Origin of the sequence: Bacillus sp. FSL M8-0077 (genome assembly GCF_038050255.1) — a bacterium.
Lineage (GTDB): Bacteria > Bacillota > Bacilli > Bacillales > Bacillaceae > Bacillus > Bacillus altitudinis.
Genome location: NZ_JBBPAF010000001.1, coordinates 1201729 through 1223671 on the forward strand (window position 1 = coordinate 1201729; position 21943 = coordinate 1223671).

Annotated in this window: 30 protein-coding genes and 1 riboswitch; of the genes, 20 read left to right on the top strand and 10 right to left on the bottom strand. The window is 42.1% G+C overall.

All coding sequences use genetic code 11. The annotated features are described in order from the left end of the window. Window positions 1-207 precede the first annotated feature (207 nt). The 4 genes from NST57_RS06005 (at window position 208) to NST57_RS06020 (ending at window position 3013) form a co-directional block, all read left to right on the top strand. Window positions 208-573: a UPF0738 family protein gene (locus NST57_RS06005; RefSeq protein WP_163116651.1), complete on the top strand. Its 366-nt coding sequence runs from the start codon at window positions 208-210 to the stop codon at window positions 571-573. A gap of 33 nt (window positions 574-606) precedes the next feature. Then, a complete protein-coding gene (locus tag NST57_RS06010) occupies window positions 607-1236 on the top strand; it encodes a GTP pyrophosphokinase (protein ID WP_008348457.1) in 630 nt (209 codons plus the stop codon). Between the two features lie 65 nt (window positions 1237-1301). Beyond that, entirely contained in the window at window positions 1302-2102 is an 801-nt protein-coding gene (locus NST57_RS06015; RefSeq protein ID WP_008355343.1) for an NAD kinase, read from the top strand. 17 nt (window positions 2103-2119) lie between these two features. Then, window positions 2120-3013 carry an RluA family pseudouridine synthase gene (locus tag NST57_RS06020; protein ID WP_341299189.1) on the top strand — a complete coding sequence of 298 codons (894 nt, stop codon included), beginning with the start codon at window positions 2120-2122 and terminating at the stop codon, window positions 3011-3013. A 40-nt stretch (window positions 3014-3053) separates the two neighbouring features. Here NST57_RS06020 and prpE read toward each other — a convergent pair whose 3' ends face one another. Beyond that, window positions 3054-3797, bottom strand: coding sequence for a bis(5'-nucleosyl)-tetraphosphatase PrpE (prpE, locus tag NST57_RS06025; protein ID WP_341298240.1), 744 nt, complete (start codon window positions 3795-3797; stop codon window positions 3054-3056). 160 nt (window positions 3798-3957) lie between these two features. Between prpE and NST57_RS06030 the strand changes: the two genes are divergently transcribed. From NST57_RS06030 to NST57_RS06075, 10 genes are all read left to right on the top strand, one after another. Further along, on the top strand, window positions 3958-5805 hold the full coding sequence (locus tag NST57_RS06030) for a cation:proton antiporter domain-containing protein (protein ID WP_142154784.1): 1848 nt from the start codon (window positions 3958-3960) through the stop codon (window positions 5803-5805). Window positions 5806-5858: 53 nt separating this feature from the next. Beyond that, a riboswitch (TPP riboswitch) is annotated at window positions 5859-5968 on the top strand. A 78-nt stretch (window positions 5969-6046) separates the two neighbouring features. Then, a complete protein-coding gene (gene tenA, locus NST57_RS06035; RefSeq protein ID WP_341298241.1) occupies window positions 6047-6757 on the top strand; it encodes a thiaminase II in 711 nt (236 codons plus the stop codon). Further along, the gene (tenI, locus tag NST57_RS06040; RefSeq protein WP_341298242.1) at window positions 6732-7349 is read left to right on the top strand and encodes a thiazole tautomerase TenI; all 618 of its coding nucleotides are present in this window, start codon (window positions 6732-6734) and stop codon (window positions 7347-7349) included. Before tenA ends, tenI begins: the two co-directional genes overlap by 26 nt. Continuing rightward, window positions 7333-8445, top strand: a complete 1113-nt coding sequence (gene thiO, locus NST57_RS06045) for a glycine oxidase ThiO (protein WP_341298243.1) — start codon at window positions 7333-7335, stop codon at window positions 8443-8445. The genes tenI and thiO overlap by 17 nt, the downstream gene beginning before the upstream one ends. Then, complete coding sequence (gene thiS, locus NST57_RS06050; protein WP_341298244.1) at window positions 8442-8645, top strand: sulfur carrier protein ThiS; 204 nt, start codon at window positions 8442-8444, stop codon at window positions 8643-8645. Before thiO ends, thiS begins: the two co-directional genes overlap by 4 nt. A gap of 4 nt (window positions 8646-8649) precedes the next feature. Then, window positions 8650-9417: a thiazole synthase gene (locus NST57_RS06055; protein WP_007498979.1), complete on the top strand. Its 768-nt coding sequence runs from the start codon at window positions 8650-8652 to the stop codon at window positions 9415-9417. Beyond that, a complete protein-coding gene (locus tag NST57_RS06060) occupies window positions 9414-10427 on the top strand; it encodes a thiazole biosynthesis adenylyltransferase ThiF (RefSeq protein ID WP_341298245.1) in 1014 nt (337 codons plus the stop codon). Before NST57_RS06055 ends, NST57_RS06060 begins: the two co-directional genes overlap by 4 nt. 17 nt (window positions 10428-10444) lie before the next feature. Beyond that, window positions 10445-11251 carry a bifunctional hydroxymethylpyrimidine kinase/phosphomethylpyrimidine kinase gene (thiD, locus tag NST57_RS06065; RefSeq protein WP_142154788.1) on the top strand — a complete coding sequence of 269 codons (807 nt, stop codon included), beginning with the start codon at window positions 10445-10447 and terminating at the stop codon, window positions 11249-11251. 149 nt (window positions 11252-11400) lie between these two features. Further along, the gene (gene fabI / locus NST57_RS06070; protein WP_142154789.1) at window positions 11401-12177 is read left to right on the top strand and encodes an enoyl-ACP reductase FabI; all 777 of its coding nucleotides are present in this window, start codon (window positions 11401-11403) and stop codon (window positions 12175-12177) included. A gap of 113 nt (window positions 12178-12290) precedes the next feature. Continuing rightward, window positions 12291-12866 carry a CotO family spore coat protein gene (locus NST57_RS06075; protein ID WP_249855761.1) on the top strand — a complete coding sequence of 192 codons (576 nt, stop codon included), beginning with the start codon at window positions 12291-12293 and terminating at the stop codon, window positions 12864-12866. 227 nt (window positions 12867-13093) lie between these two features. Here NST57_RS06075 and NST57_RS06080 read toward each other — a convergent pair whose 3' ends face one another. The 5 genes from NST57_RS06080 to NST57_RS06100 all read right to left on the bottom strand — a co-directional run bounded on the left by NST57_RS06080 (window position 13094) and on the right by NST57_RS06100 (window position 15729). Next, a complete protein-coding gene (locus NST57_RS06080) occupies window positions 13094-13537 on the bottom strand; it encodes a CotY/CotZ family spore coat protein (RefSeq protein WP_008348434.1) in 444 nt (147 codons plus the stop codon). Window positions 13538-13749: 212 nt separating this feature from the next. Then, window positions 13750-14241 (bottom strand): CotY/CotZ family spore coat protein, encoded by a 492-nt coding sequence (locus NST57_RS06085; protein WP_008348432.1) that lies wholly within the window; start codon window positions 14239-14241, stop codon window positions 13750-13752. Between the two features lie 147 nt (window positions 14242-14388). Beyond that, the gene (locus NST57_RS06090; protein ID WP_142154791.1) at window positions 14389-14874 is read right to left on the bottom strand and encodes a spore coat protein; all 486 of its coding nucleotides are present in this window, start codon (window positions 14872-14874) and stop codon (window positions 14389-14391) included. 88 nt (window positions 14875-14962) lie between these two features. After that, window positions 14963-15298: a hypothetical protein gene (locus tag NST57_RS06095; protein WP_008348429.1), complete on the bottom strand. Its 336-nt coding sequence runs from the start codon at window positions 15296-15298 to the stop codon at window positions 14963-14965. 44 nt (window positions 15299-15342) lie between these two features. Continuing rightward, window positions 15343-15729 carry a spore coat protein gene (locus NST57_RS06100; RefSeq protein WP_341298246.1) on the bottom strand — a complete coding sequence of 129 codons (387 nt, stop codon included), beginning with the start codon at window positions 15727-15729 and terminating at the stop codon, window positions 15343-15345. A 177-nt stretch (window positions 15730-15906) separates the two neighbouring features. Between NST57_RS06100 and NST57_RS06105 the strand changes: the two genes are divergently transcribed. From NST57_RS06105 to NST57_RS06125, 5 genes are all read left to right on the top strand, one after another. Continuing rightward, entirely contained in the window at window positions 15907-16257 is a 351-nt protein-coding gene (locus NST57_RS06105) for a DUF1360 domain-containing protein (RefSeq protein ID WP_008348424.1), read from the top strand. 71 nt (window positions 16258-16328) lie between these two features. Then, window positions 16329-16457 (top strand): hypothetical protein, encoded by a 129-nt coding sequence (locus tag NST57_RS06110; RefSeq protein ID WP_008348422.1) that lies wholly within the window; start codon window positions 16329-16331, stop codon window positions 16455-16457. Between the two features lie 84 nt (window positions 16458-16541). Continuing rightward, window positions 16542-16763, top strand: coding sequence for a hypothetical protein (locus NST57_RS06115; RefSeq protein ID WP_008348420.1), 222 nt, complete (start codon window positions 16542-16544; stop codon window positions 16761-16763). Between the two features lie 84 nt (window positions 16764-16847). Beyond that, entirely contained in the window at window positions 16848-16985 is a 138-nt protein-coding gene (locus NST57_RS06120; RefSeq protein WP_008348419.1) for a YjcZ family sporulation protein, read from the top strand. Between the two features lie 136 nt (window positions 16986-17121). Beyond that, on the top strand, window positions 17122-17379 hold the full coding sequence (locus NST57_RS06125; RefSeq protein WP_008348417.1) for a stage VI sporulation protein F: 258 nt from the start codon (window positions 17122-17124) through the stop codon (window positions 17377-17379). Window positions 17380-17395: 16 nt separating this feature from the next. Here NST57_RS06125 and NST57_RS06130 read toward each other — a convergent pair whose 3' ends face one another. Continuing rightward, window positions 17396-19705: an ATP-dependent helicase gene (locus tag NST57_RS06130; RefSeq protein ID WP_341298247.1), complete on the bottom strand. Its 2310-nt coding sequence runs from the start codon at window positions 19703-19705 to the stop codon at window positions 17396-17398. 126 nt (window positions 19706-19831) lie between these two features. On the opposite strand from NST57_RS06130, the gene NST57_RS06135 reads away from it, so the two are divergent. Next, the gene (locus NST57_RS06135; protein WP_008348414.1) at window positions 19832-20089 is read left to right on the top strand and encodes a hypothetical protein; all 258 of its coding nucleotides are present in this window, start codon (window positions 19832-19834) and stop codon (window positions 20087-20089) included. An 83-nt stretch (window positions 20090-20172) separates the two neighbouring features. On the opposite strand, the gene NST57_RS06140 is transcribed toward NST57_RS06135, so the two are convergent. The 3 genes from NST57_RS06140 to NST57_RS06150 are packed head-to-tail and all read right to left on the bottom strand — an operon-like array spanning window position 20173 to window position 21922. Further along, complete coding sequence (locus NST57_RS06140; protein WP_142154794.1) at window positions 20173-20607, bottom strand: GNAT family N-acetyltransferase; 435 nt, start codon at window positions 20605-20607, stop codon at window positions 20173-20175. Window positions 20608-20613: 6 nt separating this feature from the next. Next, window positions 20614-21129: a YjcG family protein gene (locus tag NST57_RS06145; protein ID WP_142154795.1), complete on the bottom strand. Its 516-nt coding sequence runs from the start codon at window positions 21127-21129 to the stop codon at window positions 20614-20616. A 52-nt stretch (window positions 21130-21181) separates the two neighbouring features. After that, the gene (locus NST57_RS06150) at window positions 21182-21922 is read right to left on the bottom strand and encodes an alpha/beta hydrolase-fold protein (RefSeq protein WP_142154796.1); all 741 of its coding nucleotides are present in this window, start codon (window positions 21920-21922) and stop codon (window positions 21182-21184) included. Window positions 21923-21943: the final 21 nt, after the last annotated feature.

Below are 21943 nucleotides of genomic sequence, written 5' to 3' on the forward strand. Positions count from 1 at the left end.
ACCTTTCATTTAGAGGAAATATGATTATTGTACATGAAAAGCTTCTTTTTTTCTTATTTATTCCTTAAAAAGAGACGTATATAGATGCTAAATGAGGCAAAATGAACAACGAAATGGAGAAATCAAATTTTCTCAAAAAGTTCGGTTTATCAATATTGAACTTGATATGATAAAATAAAGCTGTACTTTGTTGTAAAGGAGATCATGATGCAAAACAGAATTGAAATCACAGAAGCAACTTTAAAAGAAGACAGGCTGATCTTGACGGTCCAGTCAGATGAGCAAATTCAAAAAGCAAAAGCATCAGGACAAATGCTTGTTGATTCTGATCACTTTGCGTTCGTTTACATACTTGAGACTGAGGAGTCTTTTACGTATCTTATTTTAGGAGAACATACATGGGCTCCATTAAAAGAAGCAATGAATCGTGAAATCCCTGTCTATTTGGCGGTGGAAGAGCAAACGCTAGAACTCATTCAACTTCATCAGGAATTAAACTATTTAATCGACAATATTAAAGACAATGCCAATTACGGAGATATGGAAGAGAAAGTGAAGAGCACATTCCTCTGAAATAATTAGGTATTTGGAATTGGGGGAAGTTTCATGGACAAAAAACAATGGGATCAATTCCTCGCACCATATAAGCAAGCAGTCGAAGAATTAAAAGTGAAACTAAAAGGCATCCGAAAACTGTATGAATTTGAGGATGACCATTCACCAGTAGAATTTGTCACTGGCCGAGTGAAACCCGTTGCCAGCATATTGGAAAAGGCAAAGCGTAAAAACATCCCGATGCATGAGATTGAAACGATGCAGGATATTGCAGGGCTTCGCATTATGTGCCAATTTGTAGAAGATATACAAGTCGTCAAGAAAATGCTTCAGTCACGAAAAGATTTCGTGGTTGTAGATAAACGCGACTATATTGCAGAACATAAAGAAAGCGGATACCGCTCGTACCACCTTGTTGTGTTATATCCGCTGCAAACGATCAATGGAGAGAAGCAGCTCCTCGTCGAAATCCAAATCCGTACATTAGCCATGAATTTTTGGGCGACCATCGAGCATTCTCTGAATTATAAATATAGCGGGAATATCCCGGAGAAGGTCAAGCAGCGCCTTCAAAGAGCTTCTGAGGCAGCATCTCTTCTTGATGATGAGATGTCTGAAATCAGAGGGGAAATTCAAGAAGCGCAAGTGGCATTTTCCCGGAAAAAGAAAAACGATAGCTGAGCCTAAGCTTGATCAAATATGATGCTGCCCTCTCATAGCAGCAAGGTGAAAAAGGAGAAGAATTCATGAAATTTGCAGTTTCTTCGAAAGGGAATTCTGTATCTGACACACTCAAAAATAAAATTCAGACCTACTTATTGGATTTTGGAATGGAATTAAATGAAGAGGAACCGGATCTTGTCATTACTGTTGGAGGAGACGGAACCCTTTTATATGCCTTTCACCGCTATAGCAACCGCCTAAATGAAACAGCTTTTGTCGGCGTACATACAGGCCATCTTGGTTTTTATGCGGACTGGGTACCGAGTGAAATTGAAAAGCTTGTGTTAGCCATTGCCAAAACGCCTTATCATATTGTGGAATATCCGATTCTTGAAGTCATCGTCAGGTACAACGATGGGGGCCGGGAAGAAAAATATTTAGCAATGAATGAATGTACGATTAAAAGTATGGAAGGTACACTTGTGGCAGATGTTGAGATTAGGGGTCAGCTTTTTGAAACATTCAGAGGAGATGGTCTTTGTTTGTCTACACCATCTGGCAGTACAGCCTATAATAAGGCACTTGGCGGGGCTATTATTCACCCATCCATTAGGGCGATCCAGCTGGCAGAAATGGCTTCAATCAACAACAGAGTGTTTAGAACGGTCGGTTCGCCGCTCATTTTGCCGGACCACCATACGTGTGTGATCAAACCGATTAATGATGTGGATTTTCAGGTGACGATAGATCATTTGTCGCTGCTGCATAAAGATGTGAAATCCATTCAATGCCGAGTGGCAGACGAGAATGTCCGGTTTGCCCGATTTAGACCATTTCCGTTTTGGAAAAGGGTGCAAGATTCCTTTATCGGCAAAGGAGAATAAGAAAGAGGTTGTTCTCGCTGGAATACTTTAAGATAAACAAAACCATATCAGCCAAAGAAGAAGGCAGGCTGCTGAAGGACTACTTAATCGATCTTGGCATTTCAAAAAGAATGCTGACAGATATTAAATTTGATGGCGGTGACCTTCTGATTAATGGAGAGCATGTGACCGTGAGATATGAGCTGCGCGAGGGAGACAGGCTCACCATTTTATTTCCCGAGGAAAAAGTGAGTGAAGGGCTAAAACCTGCGGCCATTCCGCTTGATATTTTATTTGAGGACAAGCACGTGCTTGTGCTGAATAAAAAGCCATATATCCCATCGATTCCTTCTCGAGAGCACCCTGAGCATAGTATTGCAAATGGGTTGCTTCACCATTATGCTGAGCAGTCCGTTCGGCTGACTGTCCATTTGGTGAACCGTCTTGATCGTGATACTTCTGGTGTCATGTTAGTCGCTAAACATCGCTTTGCACACAGCCTTTTATCAAAGGCGCAGAAAAAAGGGGAAGTCAAGCGAACGTATAGAGCCATTACACATGGCATGATCACGCAAAAGGAAGGAACGATTAGAGCAAAAATTGCTCGAAAAGGGGACAGCATTATTGAACGAATGGTAGATGAGTCTGGTCAGGAAGCCGTAACACATTATACAGTGCGGGCGGTACATACTCATTTAGACATGTCTGATGTGTCCCTCACCCTTGAAACGGGAAGAACTCATCAAATTCGTGTTCACATGCAATTCCTTGGTCATCCGCTTGTTGGAGATACGCTATATGGTGGAACAAGCGAGAGAATAGACAGGCAGGCACTTCATAGTGAAACCCTTGTTTTTCCGCATCCGATAACAGGGGAGTCCATGACATTTTCGGCTCCTTTGCCGGATGATATGAGATTATTGCTTCAGTAAACAAGTAAACCCGGTCACCTGTCATGGTGGACCGGGTTTTTTATTGCGTGAAATGCTGAAACCTTGAATCATCATATGGCATAGATGAAGGAACAGATACTGTATCAAGTTCTGGGTATTTAAGAGCAGAGAGCTGGTGGCCAAAGACGCAGCCTGTATCAATATTAACCGTTCTACCGATAAATCTTGGTTCTTTTACGGGTGTATGCCCGTACACAATCCATGGTTTTCCGTGATATTCCTTTGCCCAGTCCTTCCTGACCGGTCGACCGTCTGGCCATGTTTCTCCGGTGACTGCTCCAAATAATAGATAAGACCTCATCTGTTTGTTCGGTTTTTTGCCAATATCCTTTTCCTTCATCGCTGCGTGTGCAATGATCAGTTCATTCGGAATCAGTACATCATAAAGCGGCGCCTTTTCAAATAAATGTTTAAATTCACGTGATAAAATGGTTTGTTCATCATGGGGCAGGTTTTTGATTTCGTTCACCGTTGTTTCAATGCCATGCAGTAATTTTACGGGATTCCCTTTCAAATAGCGATACAGCTTAAAACAATGGTTGCCAGGCACATAGCGGATTGCGCCCTTAGAGTAGGCGTGTATGACAAATTGCATGACGGCAACTGATTGAGGGCCGCGGTCAGTTAAATCACCAACAAGGGCCAGTGTTCTCTTATCAGGGTGGACAGGTAGTCCATGTTTGAGTTCGTATCCTAGTTTGTGTATGAGGGTAAGCAGCTCTTCGTAGCAGCCGTGGATATCGCCGATGATATCGAATTTCATAAAGGTTCCTCCTGATTTTTTCATCCATTTATCGGATATAAAGAAGTTTGAATTTTAGAAAATATAACGAATGGCTTTCATTTCATTTGGGCAATTGTTAGAATCAATGCTTTAACGTAAAACTTAAAAATTAAACATGAATGTTAGGAGGCTTTAGCCAATGGAGCATACATCTGTTTCATCACTCGTTGTCGTTATTATTGTAGCCTTTTTCACCCCCATTTTATTGCACCGATTTAAGCTGACCATCCCGGTCGTTGTCGCTGAAATCATCATGGGGCTCATCATTGGAAAAAGCGGTCTTCAACTAGTTGTTGAACACGACGCATGGCTAGATACGTTATCCATGCTAGGTTTTATTTTTCTTATGTTTTTAAGTGGACTTGAAATAGATTTTTCTTCTTTTGAATCAAAGAAGAAAGCGCGAGAACTGCCAAATGGTCTAAAAGAACCAAATACATTTAAAACAGCGACCATTATTTTTGTTGGCGTATTTTGTATGTCCTTTATCCTGTCTTATGCGTTTGTCCTTGCAGGATTTATTCAAAATGCCTTTTTAATGACGCTTATTATTTCCACCATCTCATTGGGTGTGGTGGTCCCTACCTTAAAAGAGGAAAAGTTGATGCAGACGAATATTGGTCAAATCATTTTGCTTGTAGCCGTCATTGCTGATTTGGTGACAATGATTTTACTTGCTGTGTTTTCCTCCATTTATGGCGATGGAACAGGGAACATGTGGTTGCTCTTATTATTATTTGCGGCAGGTATTCTTCTTTATTTATTTGGCCGGGTATTTAAGACAAAGTCCATTTTTCAGTCCATGTCAAAAGGAACGGTGCAAATTGGGACAAGAGCCATCTTTACTCTCATTATAGTCTTAGTTGCCTTATCTGAATCACTCGGTGCTGAAAATATTCTTGGGGCTTTTTTAGCAGGTGTGCTTGTGTCTCTTCTTTCGCCTAATAAAGAGCTCGTACAGCAGCTGGACTCGTTTGGCTATGGATTTTTAATTCCGATCTTTTTTGTGATGGTCGGTGTGGACCTGAATATATGGTCACTCTTTAAAGATCCAACCATCATGATCATGATTCCGCTACTGTTTATCGCATTATTGCTTAGTAAACTCGTTCCGATTCTTTATTTAAAAAAATGGTATGACATGAAAAAAGTCATTGGTTCTGGTTTTTTATTAACCTCGACGTTATCCCTTGTCATTGCTGCTGCGACAATTGGTGAGCGGCTTGGTGTCATTGATCATAAAATGTCAGGAGCCCTTATTTTAGTCGCTGTGCTCACGAGTGTTTTAACGCCTGTTTGGTTTAAGGCGTTATTTAAACAAGAACGTGAAACCAATTATAAAAAGCGTGTGACGTTTATTGGCGCGAATCAGCTGACGTTACCTGTGACGCTTGATTTGCATCAGGATGAATATGACATCCGTATTTTACACGTCTTTCAGGAAAATAAAGAAGCCTTGCTTGCTGACTCCATCTTTGAAGTTGAAGCGATTGAACAATATGACGATGATACGCTCAGGCAGGCTGGCATCGGGCAAGAGGATGTGCTCGTTGTGGCTACAGGCAGTGAAACGAAAAATAAGGAAATTGCTTTATTTGCAAAAGAAGAAGGGTCTAAACAAGTCATTGCAAGTGTTAACAAAGCGGAAGCCGAGCTGACTTTAAAGGAAGCAGGGATCGATACCTTTTCTAACTTCCTATCATCTAAAACGGTGCTGAGGGCATTGATTGAAGCACCTGATGCGATTCGCTTGTTAACAAATGAGGATTCTTCTTTGTATCAAATTCAAATGAACAATCATCGGTATCATAATGTCATGCTGCGGGAATTTCCTTTTACCGGCGATTTGGTGTTTGTCCGTATTTTTAGAGGAATTGACAGCTTAGTACCGCATGGGGATACGACGCTTAGAAGCGGTGACCGCGTGCTTGTGTCTGGCTCCCGGGAGTATGTGGCAGGACTTAGAGCCCAATTAGAGTTGCAATGAACCCTTGACCGATGAACAAATCCTGATTAAGATAGAGGTACAACAATATATGTTTGATCCACTAGGGGAGTCCTTTAAAAGGGCTGAGATAAAAGTGTAGACTTTTAGACCCTCATTACCTGAACAGGTTCATACCTGCGTAGGGAAGTGGTGCGGTGTTTGACTATGCTTTTTACAAATTCCAAACCACTTTCCACGCGGAAAGTGGTTTTTTTATATGGAAAAACAGGAGGAGAGGAACATGACATTTTCGAACGAATGTAAAGAAGCAGCAGCTAGATGGTGGAATGGGAGCTTTACACACCCTTTTGTGAAAGGGATTGGTGATGGCACACTTTCACTCGATCGTTTCACTTATTATGTGATGCAGGATTCGTACTATTTAACTCATTTTGCAAAAGTACAGTCGTATGGAGCCGCCATTAGTGAGGACTTACATACGACAGGCAGAATGGCATATCATGCGCAGGGTACGTATGAAGCAGAGCTGTCACTGCATAGAAAGTTCACAGAACTGCTCCAGATCTCTGATGAAGCGCTGGCAAACTTTAAACCTTCTCCAACTGCTTATGCATATACCTCGCATATGTACCGATCTGTGAAAAGCGGTCGTTTTGAAGAAATTTTAGCCGCATTATTGCCGTGCTACTGGCTTTATTATGAGGTAGGAGAAAAACTGAAACAAACAACGCCTGACCATCCGATCTATCAAGAATGGATTTTGACATATGGCGGGGATTGGTTTAAAGAGCTTGTTTTTGAACAGGTGAACCGTTTTGATGAACTTGCAGAAAAAGCGCCAGAACATGTGCGGTCTAATATGAAAGAAAATTTCGTGATTTCGAGCTATTACGAATACCATTTCTGGGAGATGGCGTATGAAAAAGAAATGTGGCAGACAGCATGCTTAGATGGGGTTGGTGCAAATGGAACTCCACGCAGTGACAAATGATACGCTTTCTATCAGGGAGCTCATCAAGCAAATAAAAGACATTGCGTCTGAAGTAGACTTTATTCATATTCGTGAACGATCGAAGGCAGCAGGTGAGCTGGTTCACCTCGTGAAACGACTTCTAGCAGAAGGTGTTCCAAAAGAAAAGCTGATTATAAATGACCGAGTTGACGTCGCGCTGCTGACCAATATTCACCGGGTTCATCTTCCAGGACACAGCTTTTCGCCAAAGGAACTAAGACAAAAATTTCCTCACCTCCATGCGGGAGTATCGGTTCATTCGATAGAAGAAGCCAAAGCAGCAGAGAAGAATGGGGCAGAGTATGTCATGTTTGGGCACGTGTATAATACCGCATGCAAACCCGGACTTCAGGCGAGAGGCATAAAGATTGTGGAAGACATGACTTCTACGCTGTCCATTCCAGTTGTTGTCATTGGTGGAATCACACCAGAACGACTGCCAGAATTGATGCATGTTGATTTAAAGGGAATAGCCGTCATGTCGGGGATTTTTGCTCATCCTCAGCCGCGCAAAATGGCGCAAACATTTTCTGAAAAGCGAAAGGAGAATCCTTATGAACAAGCATTATGATGTTGCAATCATTGGTGGTGGAATCATAGGGATGTCGATCGCTTATCACCTTGCAAAAGCAGGAAAGCAGATTGTCTTATTTGAGGCAAATGAGATCGGGAAGCAAACGACGAGTGCGGCTGCTGGCATGCTGGGTGCACATGCTGAAGGAGAAGGTGATGAAGATATTTTCTTTCAAGTAGGCAGACAAAGTCAGGCTTTATATGAAAAATTAACGGTCGACCTTCAGCATGAATCGGGCATTGATATTCGGACATCAGTGGGCGGGATTATGAAGGTGGCTTTTACAGAACAAGAAAAGCGAGCTCTTTGCCGAATGCAGCATTTGCCCACATTTGAATGGCTTGAAGCAAGCAGCGTAAAAGAACGTATGCCTCAAATTGCAGATGACATCGTAGGAGCAGGCTTGATAGCAGATGATGTACATGTCGAGCCATATGCGGTATGCAGGGCTTTTTGGCAGGCGGCTGTTCGGCACGGAGCGGATGTGAAGGAGTTTACCCCCGTTATCGATGTGAAGAGGGGAAAAGAAACATTGACAGTCAGTACAGCTAAAGGCATCTTCACATGTGATCATCTGACTGTAGCAAGTGGTGTATGGTCAGGCCGTTTTTTAGAAGAACTGGGGTTATCACATTCTCTCTATCCAGTAAAAGGAGAATGCGTGTCTGTTTGGAATAACGGTCCAGCGCTTGCACACACCATCTATCATGATCATTGTTATATCGTTCAAAGGGATAGCGGTAAGCTAGTGATTGGTGCAACGATGAAACCGAATGACTGGCAGGCCGTTCCGACACTTGGCGGTATTGAAGAAGTTATTCATAAAGCATCTCAGCTCATGCCTTCTATTCGAGAGATGCCGATTGATCAATGCTGGGCAGGTCTTCGGCCAGCGACAAGCGACCGGCACCCCTATATCGGAAAACATCCAGAAGACGAGCGTATTCTTTTTGCAACGGGACATTACCGAAATGGCATTTTACTTGCGCCAATTACGGGGGAAATCATTCGCGGCTTAATAGCGGGCGGGTCTGTTCACAAGGAATGGCTTCATGCGTTTCGGATTGGGCGAAAGGAGGCATTGGTCGTATGAAAATTCAATTGAATGGAAGAATGGTTGATTTCAATAAAGAAAATGGAACGATTTTTGATCTGCTATCAGCCTATCAACTTGAAAACCGAGTGGTGATCGTTGAAAAGAACCAAGAAATTATAGATAAAGAAGCCTTTCAACAGGTAAAAATTCAACCAAATGACACGATTGAAATCGTTCACTTTGTAGGAGGAGGATGACACCATGCTGCGCATTGGCGGAAAAACATTTACATCAAGACTATTACTAGGGACAGGAAAGTATCCATCATTTGAAGTTCAAAAAGAGGCGGTCAACGTATCAGAAGCTGAAATTTTGACCTTTGCTGTGCGAAGAATGAACATATTTGAACCATCACAGCCCAATTTTTTAGAGCAGCTCGATTTATCAGCCTATACATTGCTGCCAAATACTGCCGGGGCAAGTACAGCGGAAGAAGCGGTGCGGATTGCCCGTTTAGCGAAAGCTTCTGGACTGTGTGACATGATCAAAGTAGAAGTCATTGGCTGTTCAAGGTCTCTTCTGCCAGATCCAGTCGAAACGTTAAAAGCATCTGAAATGTTATTAGAAGAAGGTTTTATCGTGCTGCCCTATACGTCAGATGATGTGGTGCTGGCAAGGAAATTAGAAGAACTTGGTGTCCATGCCATTATGCCAGGTGCTTCTCCAATCGGTTCAGGTCAAGGGCTTTTAAACCCTCTGAATCTATCGTTTATTATCGAACAGGCAAAGGTGCCAGTTATTATTGATGCGGGTGTAGGTTCTCCGAAGGATGCTGCTTATGCGATGGAATTGGGCGCTGATGCTGTATTACTGAATACAGCCGTGTCTGGCGCAAAGGACCCTGTGAAAATGGCTAAAGCAATGAAGCTGGCGATTGAATCCGGAAGACTCGGTTTCGAGGCAGGCCGTATTCCACTCAAAAACTATGGAACAGCCAGCAGTCCGCAGGAAGGAATGCCAGCATTTTGAGCACACGTTATTCACGCCAAGAGCTTTTTAGGCCGATTGGAACAGAAGGACAAAAACGGCTACATGCCTCAAAGGCCGTCATTATTGGGGCTGGGGCACTTGGAACAGCGAGTGCTGAAATGCTTGTCCGTGCCGGCGTAGGATCTGTCACCATTTTGGATAGAGATTATATTGAATGGAGCAACCTGCAGCGTCAGCAGCTATACACAGAACAAGATGTTCTTGATCGGCTGCCAAAGGCTGTGGCTGCTGAGAAAAGACTCAAGCAGGTGAACAGTGACGTTCATGTGAGAGGAATCGTCATTGACGTGACCGCTCAAAATATTGATGAGTACGTCAGCGGGGCATCCATCATCGTGGATGCAGCGGATAATTTTGAGGTGAGAATGATTGCGAACGATGCAGCCGTCAAACATCAAATTCCGTTCCTTTACGGAGCCTGTGTAGCAAGCTACGGTATTCAATTCACAGTGATTCCTGGTGAAACACCATGTTTACACTGCCTGCTTGAGCATTTACCTGCACAAGGCATGACATGTGATACAGCAGGAATTATTAGTCCAGTTGTGCAGCAGGTTGCGGCCTATCAAGTGGCGGATGCACTGAAGCTTTTAACAGGACACCAAATCACGCCGGTATTAAGATCGTTTGATTTATGGACAAACGAGCGATCTGATATTCGATCCGTTACATCTTTAAAAAAGAAACAATGTCCAAGCTGCGGTCTTAAGACATATCCATTTCTCTCATATGATCAAAGAGCAAAAGCAGATGTATTATGTGGACGAAATACTGTACAAATTCGCAGTGCACTAGGGGCACCCCCAGCGCTGCATGAAGTAGCCCGTCAGCTAAAGAAAGCAGGAATGGATGTGCTGGAAAATCCTTATTTGCTTTCGTGTCAGAAGGATGAGTACAAGCTTGTTTTATTCAAAGATGGCAGAGCGCTTGTCCATGGGACAAATGATATTGCGAAAGCGAGAACGATTTATCATCAATGGATTGGCTAATGAGAGGGTGAGATGACATGACGATTAAAAAAGCATTAACCATCGCAGGTACTGATTCTGGTGGTGGAGCAGGTATTCAAGCAGACTTGAAAACCTTTCAGGAGCTTGGTGTGTACGGAATGTCCGCCATTACGGCCATTACAGCTCAAAACACACTTGGTGTTCACGGTATTTATCCACTGTCTATCGAGGCGCTCGAAAGTCAAATTGATGCAGTAGCAGAAGACTTGTTGCCAGATGCCGCTAAAACAGGGATGCTGTGGAGTGCTGAAATGATCAGTGTCGTTGCTGAAAAAACGAAGCAATATGACTTAAAACTAATTGTCGATCCAGTCATGATTGCCAAAGGGGGCGCCTCTTTATTAAATGAAGATGCGGTCTCTGCTATGAAAACACAGTTACTGCCTGTCAGTTATGCAGTCACACCGAATCTTCCTGAGGCAGAAGTGCTGACAGGCATGCGCATTCAGACAAAAGAAGATCGCCATAGAGCAGCAGAACGACTTTATGAGCTTGGCACGTCCTATGTTGTGATTAAAGGAGGTCATAGTCCTTCAGGCGGCCTCATTACAGACCTTTTGTACGATGGAAAAAGCTTTTTTGAACTCACGAATGAACATATTGATACACCACATACACACGGAACAGGCTGTACATTTGCAGCGGCATTAACGGCAGAAATAGCAAAAGGTCGTTCCATGAAAGAAGCCTTTGAAACGGCAGAAACCTTTGTCCATGAGGCGATCAAATTTCCTCTGAATATTGGCGCTGGGCACGGACCGACTAACCACTTTGCTTATCAGCAAAACAGAGTCAAAGCATAAAAAGAAGACTGTCTTCACTTGTGAGGACGGTCTTTTTTCTGAAATAAAAACTTTCTTTCAACGGAAATTGTCAATATCTCATGATATGTGATAAGATTATGATCAGGTACTAATACTATGTCTTGAAAAAATAGGAGGCTTTAATACATATGAACTTTTCTTTAGAAGGCCGTAATATTGTGGTGATGGGTGTTGCCAATAAACGAAGCATCGCTTGGGGAATTGCTCGTTCACTTCACGAAGCAGGAGCTCGTTTGATTTTTACTTATGTTGGAGATCGTCTGGCAGAATCAGTGAAAGAGCTAGCAAGCACGCTAGAGCGTGATGATTCCATTATTCTTCCTTGTGATGTGACAAGTGATGAAGAAATCGAAAAGTGTTTTGCAACGATTAAAGAAAAAGTACAAGTCATCCATGGTGTTGCACATGCGATTGCATTTGCGAACAAGGAAGAGCTTGTCGGTGAATATTTGAACACGAACCGTGAAGGTTTCCTTTTAGCGCACAACATTAGTGCCTATTCACTAACAGCTGTAGCAAAAGCAGCACGTCCGCTCATGACAGAAGGTGGAAGCATTGTCACACTTACTTACCTAGGCGGAGAGCGCGTTGTATCTAACTACAATGTCATGGGTGTAGCAAAAGCATCCCTTGAAGCAAGTGTGAAATACTTAGCTGCTGATCTTGGAGCGGAAGGTATCCGTGTGAACAGCATTTCTGCTGGTCCAATTCGTACGTTATCTGCAAAAGGAATCAGCGGCTTTAATACCATCCTAAAGGATATTGAAGAGCGTGCACCGCTTCGCCGTACAACGACTCCTGAAGAAGTTGGCGATACAGCACTATTCTTATTCAGTGATTTATCCCGCGGCATGACAGGTGAGAATCTTCATGTTGATTCTGGCTTCCATATCATTGCCCGCTAAATAAATGAATGACTTGCAGCATACCGGTGATTGGTATGCTGTTTTTTATTTTTCTTCTGATTTGGGGTGTCCTCTCATATATATAAGGAATGAATCATTCGGGAGGGATCAGTATGTCAAATAAAGGTGATGAGAATCAAAAGCCGCTTATGTATATTGTTCAGCCGAGCTATGATGAATCAGCGCCGGCCATGCAAAATATTGTGAGAAAGCGAAAGAAGTCTGAAAAACCTTCAGAAACCAAAAAAAGCGCCAAAGAGGATGCAATTGAAGAGAGCGTGCAGGAACCTGTATCACAGGAAGTAAAGCAGAAAAAAGAAGAGCCGCCAGCGCTACAGCAAGAGCAGGAGATCAATCAAGAAAAAGAGAATTTACAAAATCGAGAGCCAGTACAAGAACAAGAAAAACAGCCAGAAGGCGTATTACATGAAACAAAAGAAGAACCAAGAAGAAAACGAGTGAAAAAGCCGTTAAGCCAAATGAATATTGAGGAGAAAGTCGATTTTCTTACAAGTCTGCCGCATAATATGCCGAGAGCGCTTTGCCTGATTGAAGCCGATGGGAAAACATATAGAGGGATCATCATGGAGAGAAAAGACAATTTGGTCGTCATCCGCACAGCAGGCGGCGGTAATCCAGTGGAATTAGCGATTGGTGATATTTCTTCTATTCATCCACTTGGTTTTTAATGAACATAAAAAAAGTCCCATAACGGGACTTTCAGCGTGAAGAGAAAGTGAGGGTTTTTAAGACAAGATGTCCACAAAACCCTCATTTTTGTCTTTTGAACTGTCCGAGAAACGATATATGGTGTTTTTCATTTGGGATTTATTCAATATACGGTGTATTTAAAACTACAAAAAAACTGTCGAGATTTTCTCGACAGCCTGAAAGTCCCATAACGGGACTTTTTTTGTTAGCAGCTACGGTTGATGAGTCTTGGATTTAAGCACTCGATTGCGCAGAAGCAGTCAAGGTCTACTTCAATGCAATACTTTGATTTTTCTAAACGGAACACATCACATACGGAATCTTTATCTGTAAAATCTAAAATATGACGATCTTTGTCAAATGCAATAAGCAAGCTGAGTGTTGCGCAGTGATCAGAGATGTGTTCGACTCTGAAAAATGCAGTGCTGAAGCAAGGGCCAGCATCTACTTCTCCGACGTTTCCGAATGCGACGAATGGCTTTGATTTTGAGGTAAATAGAACAAATGGGACAGTGTCACCTAATGAATGTGATGGAGAAAGGAGATTGCTGTAACAGCTAGTCGGGCAATCCTCTTCGACGGCATTTTGTAAGTCGTTTATGTTTTCAACAGCCTCTGCTACACAGTTCCATGAATGTTTGCGGCTCATATTCAACCCTCCTATACAAGGAAATTTGTTTGAGTGTTTGAGCACTGTCATCATCATCTACAAGCTTTATGATGTGTCTCGCCGGTTGATGCATCTAATGTCAATCAATGCGGAAGCGGTCGCCATTTGCTGACTGCTCCGCATGATTGGTTGTCATTCGTGAGGAAGGGGATGCTTTGACTCATGACAAGTTAGATGAGCGGCCGATTGGTTTAGCCGTGGTGATGATGCTTTTTATCTTTTGTTGGCATGACTCTGTCGACAAGTTCTGGATTTAAACATTGGATCGCGCAGAAACAGTTCAAATCAACTTCGATACAAAAGTCCGCTTTTTCTAAACCAAAGAAGTCAGGATCGCAAGGGTGACAAACGCTTAGCGTATGTCCGTGTACATCAACAGGTCTTAACACAGATAATGTGGCACAGCAGTCATGCAATTTTTCAACCCGGAAGAAAATGGATTCGAAGCATTGGCAATCGTCAACAAATCCTCCAATGTTTCCGAAAGTAGAGAACAATCCGCCCTTTTTATCAAAAAGTAAAAACGGAATCGTATCTTTTCCAGAAACTGTCGGGCTTAATAAATTACTGTAGCAGCTCGTAGGACATTTATCTTCTACAGCTTCCTGCTCTGCTAAAATCTTATCAACCGCATCGCATACACAGTTTTCATCATGTCGGCCATGGTGTTTTCCGCAGCTCATGGATTTCAGCTCCTTTAACAAGGTATTTGACTTTAGTCCTTAACAACATATGTATGCGCCCTCTAGTTGGTGTGGGTAAATGACTATTTATCTTTGTTGTATTTTTAGAAAAAGGAAAAGCAGAGCTTTTCGCTCTGCTTTTGGACATTAGAGGATACCGATTGCAACAATTGTCGCAACAAGTGTTTGAGTAAGCGTTTGGATGGCGATAGAGATGTCCGCATCGATTGTTGAGACTGTAACGTTTCTAGAGTTTTCGATAACAAGTTTTTGGCGGTTTGTTTGTTTATGGCTAGCTGCTTGCAAGAGATCTTGTGTAACGCGGTCAGCTAGATCACCGTCTGCGATTGAGATGTTTGTAATGGTAATGATCGCTGTTTGAACAGCTGCTTGGATAGATGCTGCAACCTGAGCATCAACAGAAGAGACGTTAATGTCACAAGAGTCTCTAACGATAATGACTTCCTCAGATGTCTGCTTTGTGACACTCACTTGATCAAAGTCTTGCAAGACGTCTTCATCATCATAATAGTGGCCGTCACAAACTGCTTTTCTTTCGTAGTTATGGTGGTAATCGCCGTGGTGTGAACAGTTACGATCTAGAGCGACCCAAGAGTATGGTTTAGAATCCATTTCTTTTCCTCCTTCCGTTTACTTTATTAAATGCTGGAATGATTGGTTTTGTCTCGGGCATTTATCCTAGCAGGCAACCCATTTTTATTTAATCGTTATTTTGCTGCGCTTGACGGCGCTGCTGGATACGATCTCGAAGTGAATTTCGTTTAGGGCGCACTTGTGGTTCAGGCTCAACCTCTTCTGCATGTTTTGCTGCCTCTGCCTGACGCTTTTTCTCTTGCTGCTGCTGTACGAAATCATCTGCTTTCTTTTGTAAATCCTGAACCAGCTTCAAAATCATCTTTCTTTGATCTTCTGAAAGGTTTGCTTTTTGATCATCTGTGACATTATTTTTGTTTAAAATATCACTCACAAGAAGGCTTGTTAGTGGATCAACATCAGTGTTGATTTGAAACTCCTTTTTTTCGTTCTCTTCAGCCACGATTATTTCACCTCTTTCATACGTGATGTTAGAAAAAGAAAGGGTCAAAGAATGCCGGCTTCAACTAAAAGTACATTCAATGTTTGGGTGAGAATTTGGACGGAGTTCATAATAGATGCATCTGATAATGTAATCGTGACGTTATAGCAATTGATGATTTGGATCACAGTCTTCTTTTGGACTGTCACTTGTTGTGAGGCTAAGAGCTGATCTGTGATGTCTGCAGCCAATTCATCATCTGGTACAAGAATTTGAATTAAAAGAGTAATGATTGTCGTTACGGTCGCTTGAAGGGAGAGTGCGGCTGTTACATCTGTTTTATGAATCGTGACATTTTCGGAATCCTTGATCTCGATGAAATCATCATAATTGCTGATTAATTCGTTTAACAGTTGTGTGTATAATAAATCAGCACTTTCTTCAATAGACAATACTTTCACTCCTTTCTTATCTATACATTATTTAATGCAGCAGAGGCTCAAGGTGGAATCGGAAAGCATGAAAAAGTACAACCCAATTTTATTTGCACTCGATTCATCATGGTGGTCTTTCTTTTTGCATATATAAAGAAAGGACGGAAAAAGAAGAATGAAGGAGGTGGAGGTTCCATGAGCGGCGCTTTGTCATTTGCTATATTTGCCCTCGCATCCTTTAGGCTGACGAGATTGATCGTGTTTGATACGATTACAGCCCCCTTTCGCCGTCTATTTCATGAAGAGCAAGAAGAGGTGAACGAACAAGGCGAAGTCGAGACCTATATCGTCATTAAGGGGAAGGGACTGCGATCTTGGATAGGAGAGCTGTTAAGCTGTTATTGGTGTACGGGTATATGGTGCACTGCTGCTTTACTTGCGATATACATATTTTTTCCTGTCATCAGCATGTGGCTTAATTTACTATTAGCGATTGCCGCCGCAGCAGGCTTGATTGAAGCAGTCGTGTCGAAGCTTGTGAAATAAACAGGCATTCTGATCAGACACGCTTAAAGAAAATGCATATACTAACATGGAATAGGAAAGGAAGGGTTGCGATGAAACCAACTGAAACACCGTCACATATGCTTCAAGGGTATCCAGCGCAGTCAAATCAACAATCTGTATATACGAAGAAAATCAAGAAGACTGGCTGCGGCTGCGGGAAGAAAAAGAAACCTCAATAGGGAAAAACAAAAGCCGGATTTATCCGGTTTTTTTGTTGCCCTTTTTTTGGGTGATGCATATGTAAGAGAGAAGGGGTGACCAGAATGGATGCATTCGAACAATTAATCGGTTCCTTGTTCACTAAACCCCATGATGGGAAAGAGCAAGCGCACGAAAAAGCTGAAATGGATCTAGCGAATAAAGCGAAGGATCTTGAAGAGCACTTAAAAGCATTTGGCGAGAAAATGGATACTTTTGCGAAAGAAACAGAAGCATTCATGATCCGTCATGGAGAGGCAGATTACGTCTTTAAACAGCAGAAATAAAAATTCCGCACTTTTTTATGTGATCGTCCAAACCATTTCATGTATTTTTCATATTTTGTAAGGGAGAAGAGGAGGTGCTTAAATATGAGTTGTTACGGTTACGGTGGCGGTTATTGCGGAGGTTATGGTGGCGGCTACGGCGGCGGTTATGGTTCAACTTTTGTTCTTGTCGTCGTGCTTTTCATCCTTCTAATCATCGTTGGTGCTTCTTTCTTTAACTAAACAGTAAGAAGGTGAGGGAAGCAATAGGGAAGCCTTTTGCTTTCCTTTCTCTTTGCTAACAAGGCAGCAGGATAGGCACATATCTCGCCTATTTTCATATAGTAAGGTGATTACTCCACAAAGAGGAGGCAAAGGAATGGATAATAAGTTCTTTAAAAGCGTGGAAAATAAAACAGGTGTAAATATGAATGATGTCTTTAAGCTTGCAGGTTCTTTGCAAAACGCGAACTTTAAAGATGAGAATACCGTTCGAGGTGTCATTAAAAAAGTGGCGCAGCTTGCAAACAAACGTGTACCTAAAGAAATGGAAGACAAAATCGTTCAATCGATTACAAGTGGAAAAGAAAAACTTGATTTTAATACAATCGCTAAAATGATGAATAACAAAAAATAAACAACAGGCTCTCCATTTAAAGGGGGGCCTGTTGTTTTTGTGTGAATAATTCACGATTTTTCTTTAAAAGAGGGTACAAAAAGCGGGAGCGGTGAGTAGTTTTTCCTCTTCTATATGATGGAACGGATAGATAAAGGGATAGTTCTGCTCTCGTCATGGCAACGTATAATAAGCGCCGCTCCTCTTCAATGGCTTCTTCATCACCGTTTCTCAGCTCATCAAGTGCAAAGTCATGAGGGAGCGCCCCATCAACCACGCTCGTGATGTACACTGTTTGGAATTCTAGTCCCTTCGCACGGTGGATCGTCATGAGCTGAACGCCTAGTTCATCTGATTTTTCCTTTTCAGCAGATTTCATATGTTCGGCATGAGCGAGGAAGGCTTCAATTGTTTCAAATCGTTTCGCCGCTGTTTTCACATCTCGTACATCATCTGTTCCTTTTTCAAGCACATTCGTATCATTCACACGTTTTTTTAAATAATCACCAAGTCCCATCCTTTGTTCAATAAACGCTACAGCTTCAGATGGCTTTAACGATTTTAACGTTTGAAACAGAGGAACGATCGATTGCAGTTTTTTGCGCTGAAACGGCTGAATGTCTGTTAGCTTTCCAAGTGCCTCTACCATAGAACAATCTTCCGTAATGGTCAGTGCCTTCATGGTATTCAGTGTTTGCTGCTTTAAAAAGAAAACGGGCAGCAGCAGCTTCATTGCGGCGACATCATCTGCATCCTGACTTAGCGAAAGAAAAGCGAGCAGCACCCGAACAATTCTTCTGCTATAAAAGGCTTTTACGCCAGCATCGGTTTGATACGGAATCGCCGATTGATGAAGACGTTCATAAATCGCACGGCCTCCTGTATTCGTTCTAAACAGCACGCAAAAGTCATTCGGTTTTGCACCGTTTTTAATTTTCTCCTGAATATCTGCTATGATCATGGTCGCTTCCTCTTCCTCGTCATATGGATAAAAAAGAGTCGGCGGAATTTTCTCCACGCGAACGGCTTTTAACGTTTTCTCGTAACGATGCTGGTTCTTCTTAATAATGGCGTCTGCACTTGCGACAATCGTATGATGAGAGCGGTAATTTGCATGTAAATGGACGATCTCGGCCGAAGGATAGTCCTGTTTGAAGTCAAGAATAAAAGCAGGATTGCTTCCTCTAAATGCATAGATGGCTTGATCATCATCGCCTACACAAAATAGCTGCTCGGATTCTCCAGCTAAAAGCTGGATTAATTGATATTGTACGGGATTAATATCTTGAAATTCATCTACTAAAATATACTTGAATCGTTCTTGATATTGTTTGAGCAATTCAGGCTGCTTAGTCAGCATGTGTAAGCAGGCAATCGCCATGTCATCAAAGTCAAATTGTTGATTTTCACGCTTTTGCTGTTCGTATGACTGATAGATTGTCCACATTTGCTTTTCCTTTTCATCTTTCAGCTCAGGAAGTTCGTCTGGTAAAAAAGCATTTTTCCAATAGCCGATTGATTGCAGCACTTGATCGGTTGGATAGTCTTTTTCATCAAGTCCTTCATGCATGATCGCTTTGCGAATATACTGCTCTTTTTGCCAGTCGAATTTAATCAAATGCTGTCCGTTCCATTTGCCCCGATCATCGTGAAGCAGCATTTTATAAAATAGACTGTGGAATGTGCCTGTCACAACTTGGCTCGCCTGTGATGGATGAAGCTGATACTGCATACGCAATCTTTCTTTCATTTCACTGCTTGCTTTTGTGGTGAAGGTCACGAGCAGGATATGGTGAGCAGGGATTTGATGGTATGACATCAGATAAGCTGCTCTAGCCGTCAGTACCCTTGTTTTCCCGCTGCCGGCGCCAGCCAGCACAAGCATAGGGCCGTCTTTGTGTGTGACAGCTTGAAGCTGCGGTGCGCTAAAGGTGATGTGGGGAAAGAGGTCAATGGTATGCACTTCTTCATTCTTTTCTAAATGAAAGGTTTCGCCAAATTGAATGGCCCTTGGTTCCTGCCAGTCATACGATTCTTCTGTTTGTGAGATGATCTGTTTGCCGGTTGGAAAGCGAAAGCCGCCAAGTTCTTTGTAGGATGCATGTTCCTCTCGTTCAGCCGGTTTCTTTTCCTCTTGTTGTTCTCTTTTTTCGCAAATCTCTTGCTGAGATATTTGCTTATGGATAAAGGCAGGTTCTTCATGTATATTTAATCTAAAAAAGACGGGTTGTCCGCAATATGGGCAAGATAAATGCCCTTTTTTGCCCTCATCATGGAGGAATTGATAGTGTTCTCTCGAATATGTATGTAATGAGATCGTTCGATCATGTCGTCGTGCGCATTTCAAAGCTAGTCCTCCAATAGTCAATCAATCTTAAAAAGAAACACATCTAATCATATCAAATGAGGCGTGTTTCAAACAGTCATAATTAGGGAATAGTAGAGTAGAAGAGAAGCAAAGGAGGCGTTCTTGATGGGATATATAGCCCCGATTCAGCCGGATCTGTATTTTCAATATATCAATCGTCCTGCTCCTCAGGATAAAGAAGACTATGCGAAAGTGACGAAGGTCACCCGCACCTTTCATGACAAGGTATACAGAGAGCTGGAGAAAAAAGAGGACTTAGTGACAGAAGCGGAAACGAAAGTACAGCAAAAAAAGCGGGAACGTTTTGTACGAGATATGTTTATGGAAGAAGGCAAGGGCGTTCATATCAATACTTACGTCTAAATGACTGCGCTTTCTTCCTGAGCGAACGAGATGGAATCAATAGAAAGCCAGAGCATCCATGATGCCCTGGCTTTTTATTTTCGTTAAAGGGATAGTGTTTTTGTCATTTTGACATGTGTAATCCCTGCTTCTTCAAACGGTTCTGAAACGGCTTTGTAGCCTTTCTTTTCGTAGAAGGGAAGAGCTTGGACTTGTGCATGCATGACAGCTTCTTTCGCCCCGTTTGCCATCGCTTCAGACTCAAGTGCTTCTAAAAGCTGGTGGCCAAGGCCGAAAGAGCGCGCCTCTTTTAATACACAAATTCGTTCAAGCTTTGCCTTATGACCTTCAATTATGCGCAGTCTAGCAGCAGCTTGTGGTTTGTTGTCATCATTATAAATGACAAAGTGAATGGCTTCGTCCTCAAGTTCATCAATTTCGATCTCTAACGGGACTTCTTGTTCTTTTACGAAAACTTCTTTTCGAACATAATAAGCATCTTCTCGTTGTGTTTGTTCTTTTACGATGACTGTATTCAAATGTCTTTAACCCTCTTCTCCTAAGATAAATGTTTCATAAACGGTCCAAGAACCGTTCTCTAATTGATATAAAAGGTGGAAGCGGTCAACCGTTTCCTCGTGGTCAATTTTTCTCAGCTTTAATGTGCCTAGAACGTCTGAATGCTCATCGTCTGATAATTTTTGAGCCACTGTCACATGCGGGACAAATGCATATTCAGGTGTACCAGCAAGCGGATCAGTGTACAACTTTTCATTGAGAGCCATTAATTCTTCGTTCGGTTCTACTTTCATATAAATGACGTTGTTTACAGGAGCGAATGAACTGAATTTTTTAATACGTAACGTAATAGGAGAAGCATTTTTTGCGTACTCTCGCAAGGTGGAGACGACCTCAGCTGCTTCTAGATCCGTTAATTCAAAAGGTGTTCTTAATGTTAAATGAGGCGGTATGAGAGCATAGTTCGGATCATAACGTTTCCGATAAGAGTTCGCAATGTCTTGCAATTTTTTTGATGGAAATATAACAACTCCGTATTTCATCATGTTCCCTCCTGATTAAGAAAGTATTTATTATTTTTTATTATAACAAAATTCAGTTGATTAACGAATATGGGAGCATTCTTTTTAACGAAGGTGAAATGAGTGGCTGCCAAAACGTCCATTTATGATCGCCTTCGAATGTCTCAAATAAATAATCCGCACCGGATTTCTCCAAAAGAATCTTTAATTCTTCGTTCGGCTGAATAAAGTCTAGCACTTGCCCATCTGTCGTTTTCACAGCAGTTTCTTCTAACCCGATTTGATGGATAATGGCATAATGAGCAAGGGATGATGACTGTTCGACTTCTTGCAAGACCGACTCATCAACGTAAGGAGACTGCAAAATCAGTCCGCCAAATAACGAAGGATAATCAATGGCTGTCATAAGTGAGATCGTAGCACCTAATGAATCACCAATAAATGTTCGACCTGATCCAACTTGATACGTTGGATAGTGTGCATCAATATAGGGAACTAGTTCATTTGCCAAAAAGCGTTTATACGCCTCGAACTTTGGTCCGTCTGGATGATACGTATTTCGCCTTTCGGTGACATTTTCATATGGGACACCAATGATAATCGAGCGTTCCATTTCTTTGTTTTGCATTAATTCTTCCGCTTGTCTGCCTATTTTACCTAAGCGGAAATAATCATGACCATCTTGTGCAATGATGACATGATATGTATAAAGGGGGGAGTAATTGACTGGCAAATAAATCAAAATGGTCATATCTGCCCCAAGTTCTTTTGACTGTAAGGTTTCTTCTTGAATGATGCCTGTTTTCTTCACCATAATCCATTCCTCCAGCTAACC

Excerpts from the sequence above, each read along its gene's own strand:
- fabI (WP_142154789.1), top strand. The coding sequence starts at position 11,401 with ATGAACTTTTCTTTAGAAGGCCGTAATATTGTGGTGATGGGTGTTGCC.
- tenI (WP_341298242.1), top strand. The coding sequence starts at position 6,732 with ATGGAACTCCACGCAGTGACAAATGATACGCTTTCTATCAGGGAGCTC.
- NST57_RS06080 (WP_008348434.1), bottom strand. The coding sequence starts at position 13,537 with ATGAGCCGCAAACATTCATGGAACTGTGTAGCAGAGGCTGTTGAAAAC.
- NST57_RS06015 (WP_008355343.1), top strand. The coding sequence starts at position 1,302 with ATGAAATTTGCAGTTTCTTCGAAAGGGAATTCTGTATCTGACACACTC.
- NST57_RS06110 (WP_008348422.1), top strand. The coding sequence starts at position 16,329 with ATGAAACCAACTGAAACACCGTCACATATGCTTCAAGGGTATCCAGCG.
- NST57_RS06030 (WP_142154784.1), top strand. The coding sequence starts at position 3,958 with ATGGAGCATACATCTGTTTCATCACTCGTTGTCGTTATTATTGTAGCC.
- NST57_RS06005 (WP_163116651.1), top strand. The coding sequence starts at position 208 with ATGCAAAACAGAATTGAAATCACAGAAGCAACTTTAAAAGAAGACAGG.
- NST57_RS06125 (WP_008348417.1), top strand. The coding sequence starts at position 17,122 with ATGGATAATAAGTTCTTTAAAAGCGTGGAAAATAAAACAGGTGTAAAT.
- NST57_RS06055 (WP_007498979.1), top strand. The coding sequence starts at position 8,650 with ATGCTGCGCATTGGCGGAAAAACATTTACATCAAGACTATTACTAGGG.
- NST57_RS06105 (WP_008348424.1), top strand. The coding sequence starts at position 15,907 with ATGAGCGGCGCTTTGTCATTTGCTATATTTGCCCTCGCATCCTTTAGG.
- NST57_RS06085 (WP_008348432.1), bottom strand. The coding sequence starts at position 14,241 with ATGAGCTGCGGAAAACACCATGGCCGACATGATGAAAACTGTGTATGC.
- prpE (WP_341298240.1), bottom strand. The coding sequence starts at position 3,797 with ATGAAATTCGATATCATCGGCGATATCCACGGCTGCTACGAAGAGCTG.
- thiO (WP_341298243.1), top strand. The coding sequence starts at position 7,333 with ATGAACAAGCATTATGATGTTGCAATCATTGGTGGTGGAATCATAGGG.
- NST57_RS06090 (WP_142154791.1), bottom strand. The coding sequence starts at position 14,874 with ATGGATTCTAAACCATACTCTTGGGTCGCTCTAGATCGTAACTGTTCA.
- NST57_RS06150 (WP_142154796.1), bottom strand. The coding sequence starts at position 21,922 with ATGGTGAAGAAAACAGGCATCATTCAAGAAGAAACCTTACAGTCAAAA.
- NST57_RS06075 (WP_249855761.1), top strand. The coding sequence starts at position 12,291 with ATGTCAAATAAAGGTGATGAGAATCAAAAGCCGCTTATGTATATTGTT.
- thiD (WP_142154788.1), top strand. The coding sequence starts at position 10,445 with ATGACGATTAAAAAAGCATTAACCATCGCAGGTACTGATTCTGGTGGT.
- NST57_RS06010 (WP_008348457.1), top strand. The coding sequence starts at position 607 with ATGGACAAAAAACAATGGGATCAATTCCTCGCACCATATAAGCAAGCA.
- thiS (WP_341298244.1), top strand. The coding sequence starts at position 8,442 with ATGAAAATTCAATTGAATGGAAGAATGGTTGATTTCAATAAAGAAAAT.
- NST57_RS06120 (WP_008348419.1), top strand. The coding sequence starts at position 16,848 with ATGAGTTGTTACGGTTACGGTGGCGGTTATTGCGGAGGTTATGGTGGC.
- NST57_RS06115 (WP_008348420.1), top strand. The coding sequence starts at position 16,542 with ATGGATGCATTCGAACAATTAATCGGTTCCTTGTTCACTAAACCCCAT.
- NST57_RS06145 (WP_142154795.1), bottom strand. The coding sequence starts at position 21,129 with ATGAAATACGGAGTTGTTATATTTCCATCAAAAAAATTGCAAGACATT.
- tenA (WP_341298241.1), top strand. The coding sequence starts at position 6,047 with ATGACATTTTCGAACGAATGTAAAGAAGCAGCAGCTAGATGGTGGAAT.
- NST57_RS06135 (WP_008348414.1), top strand. The coding sequence starts at position 19,832 with ATGGGATATATAGCCCCGATTCAGCCGGATCTGTATTTTCAATATATC.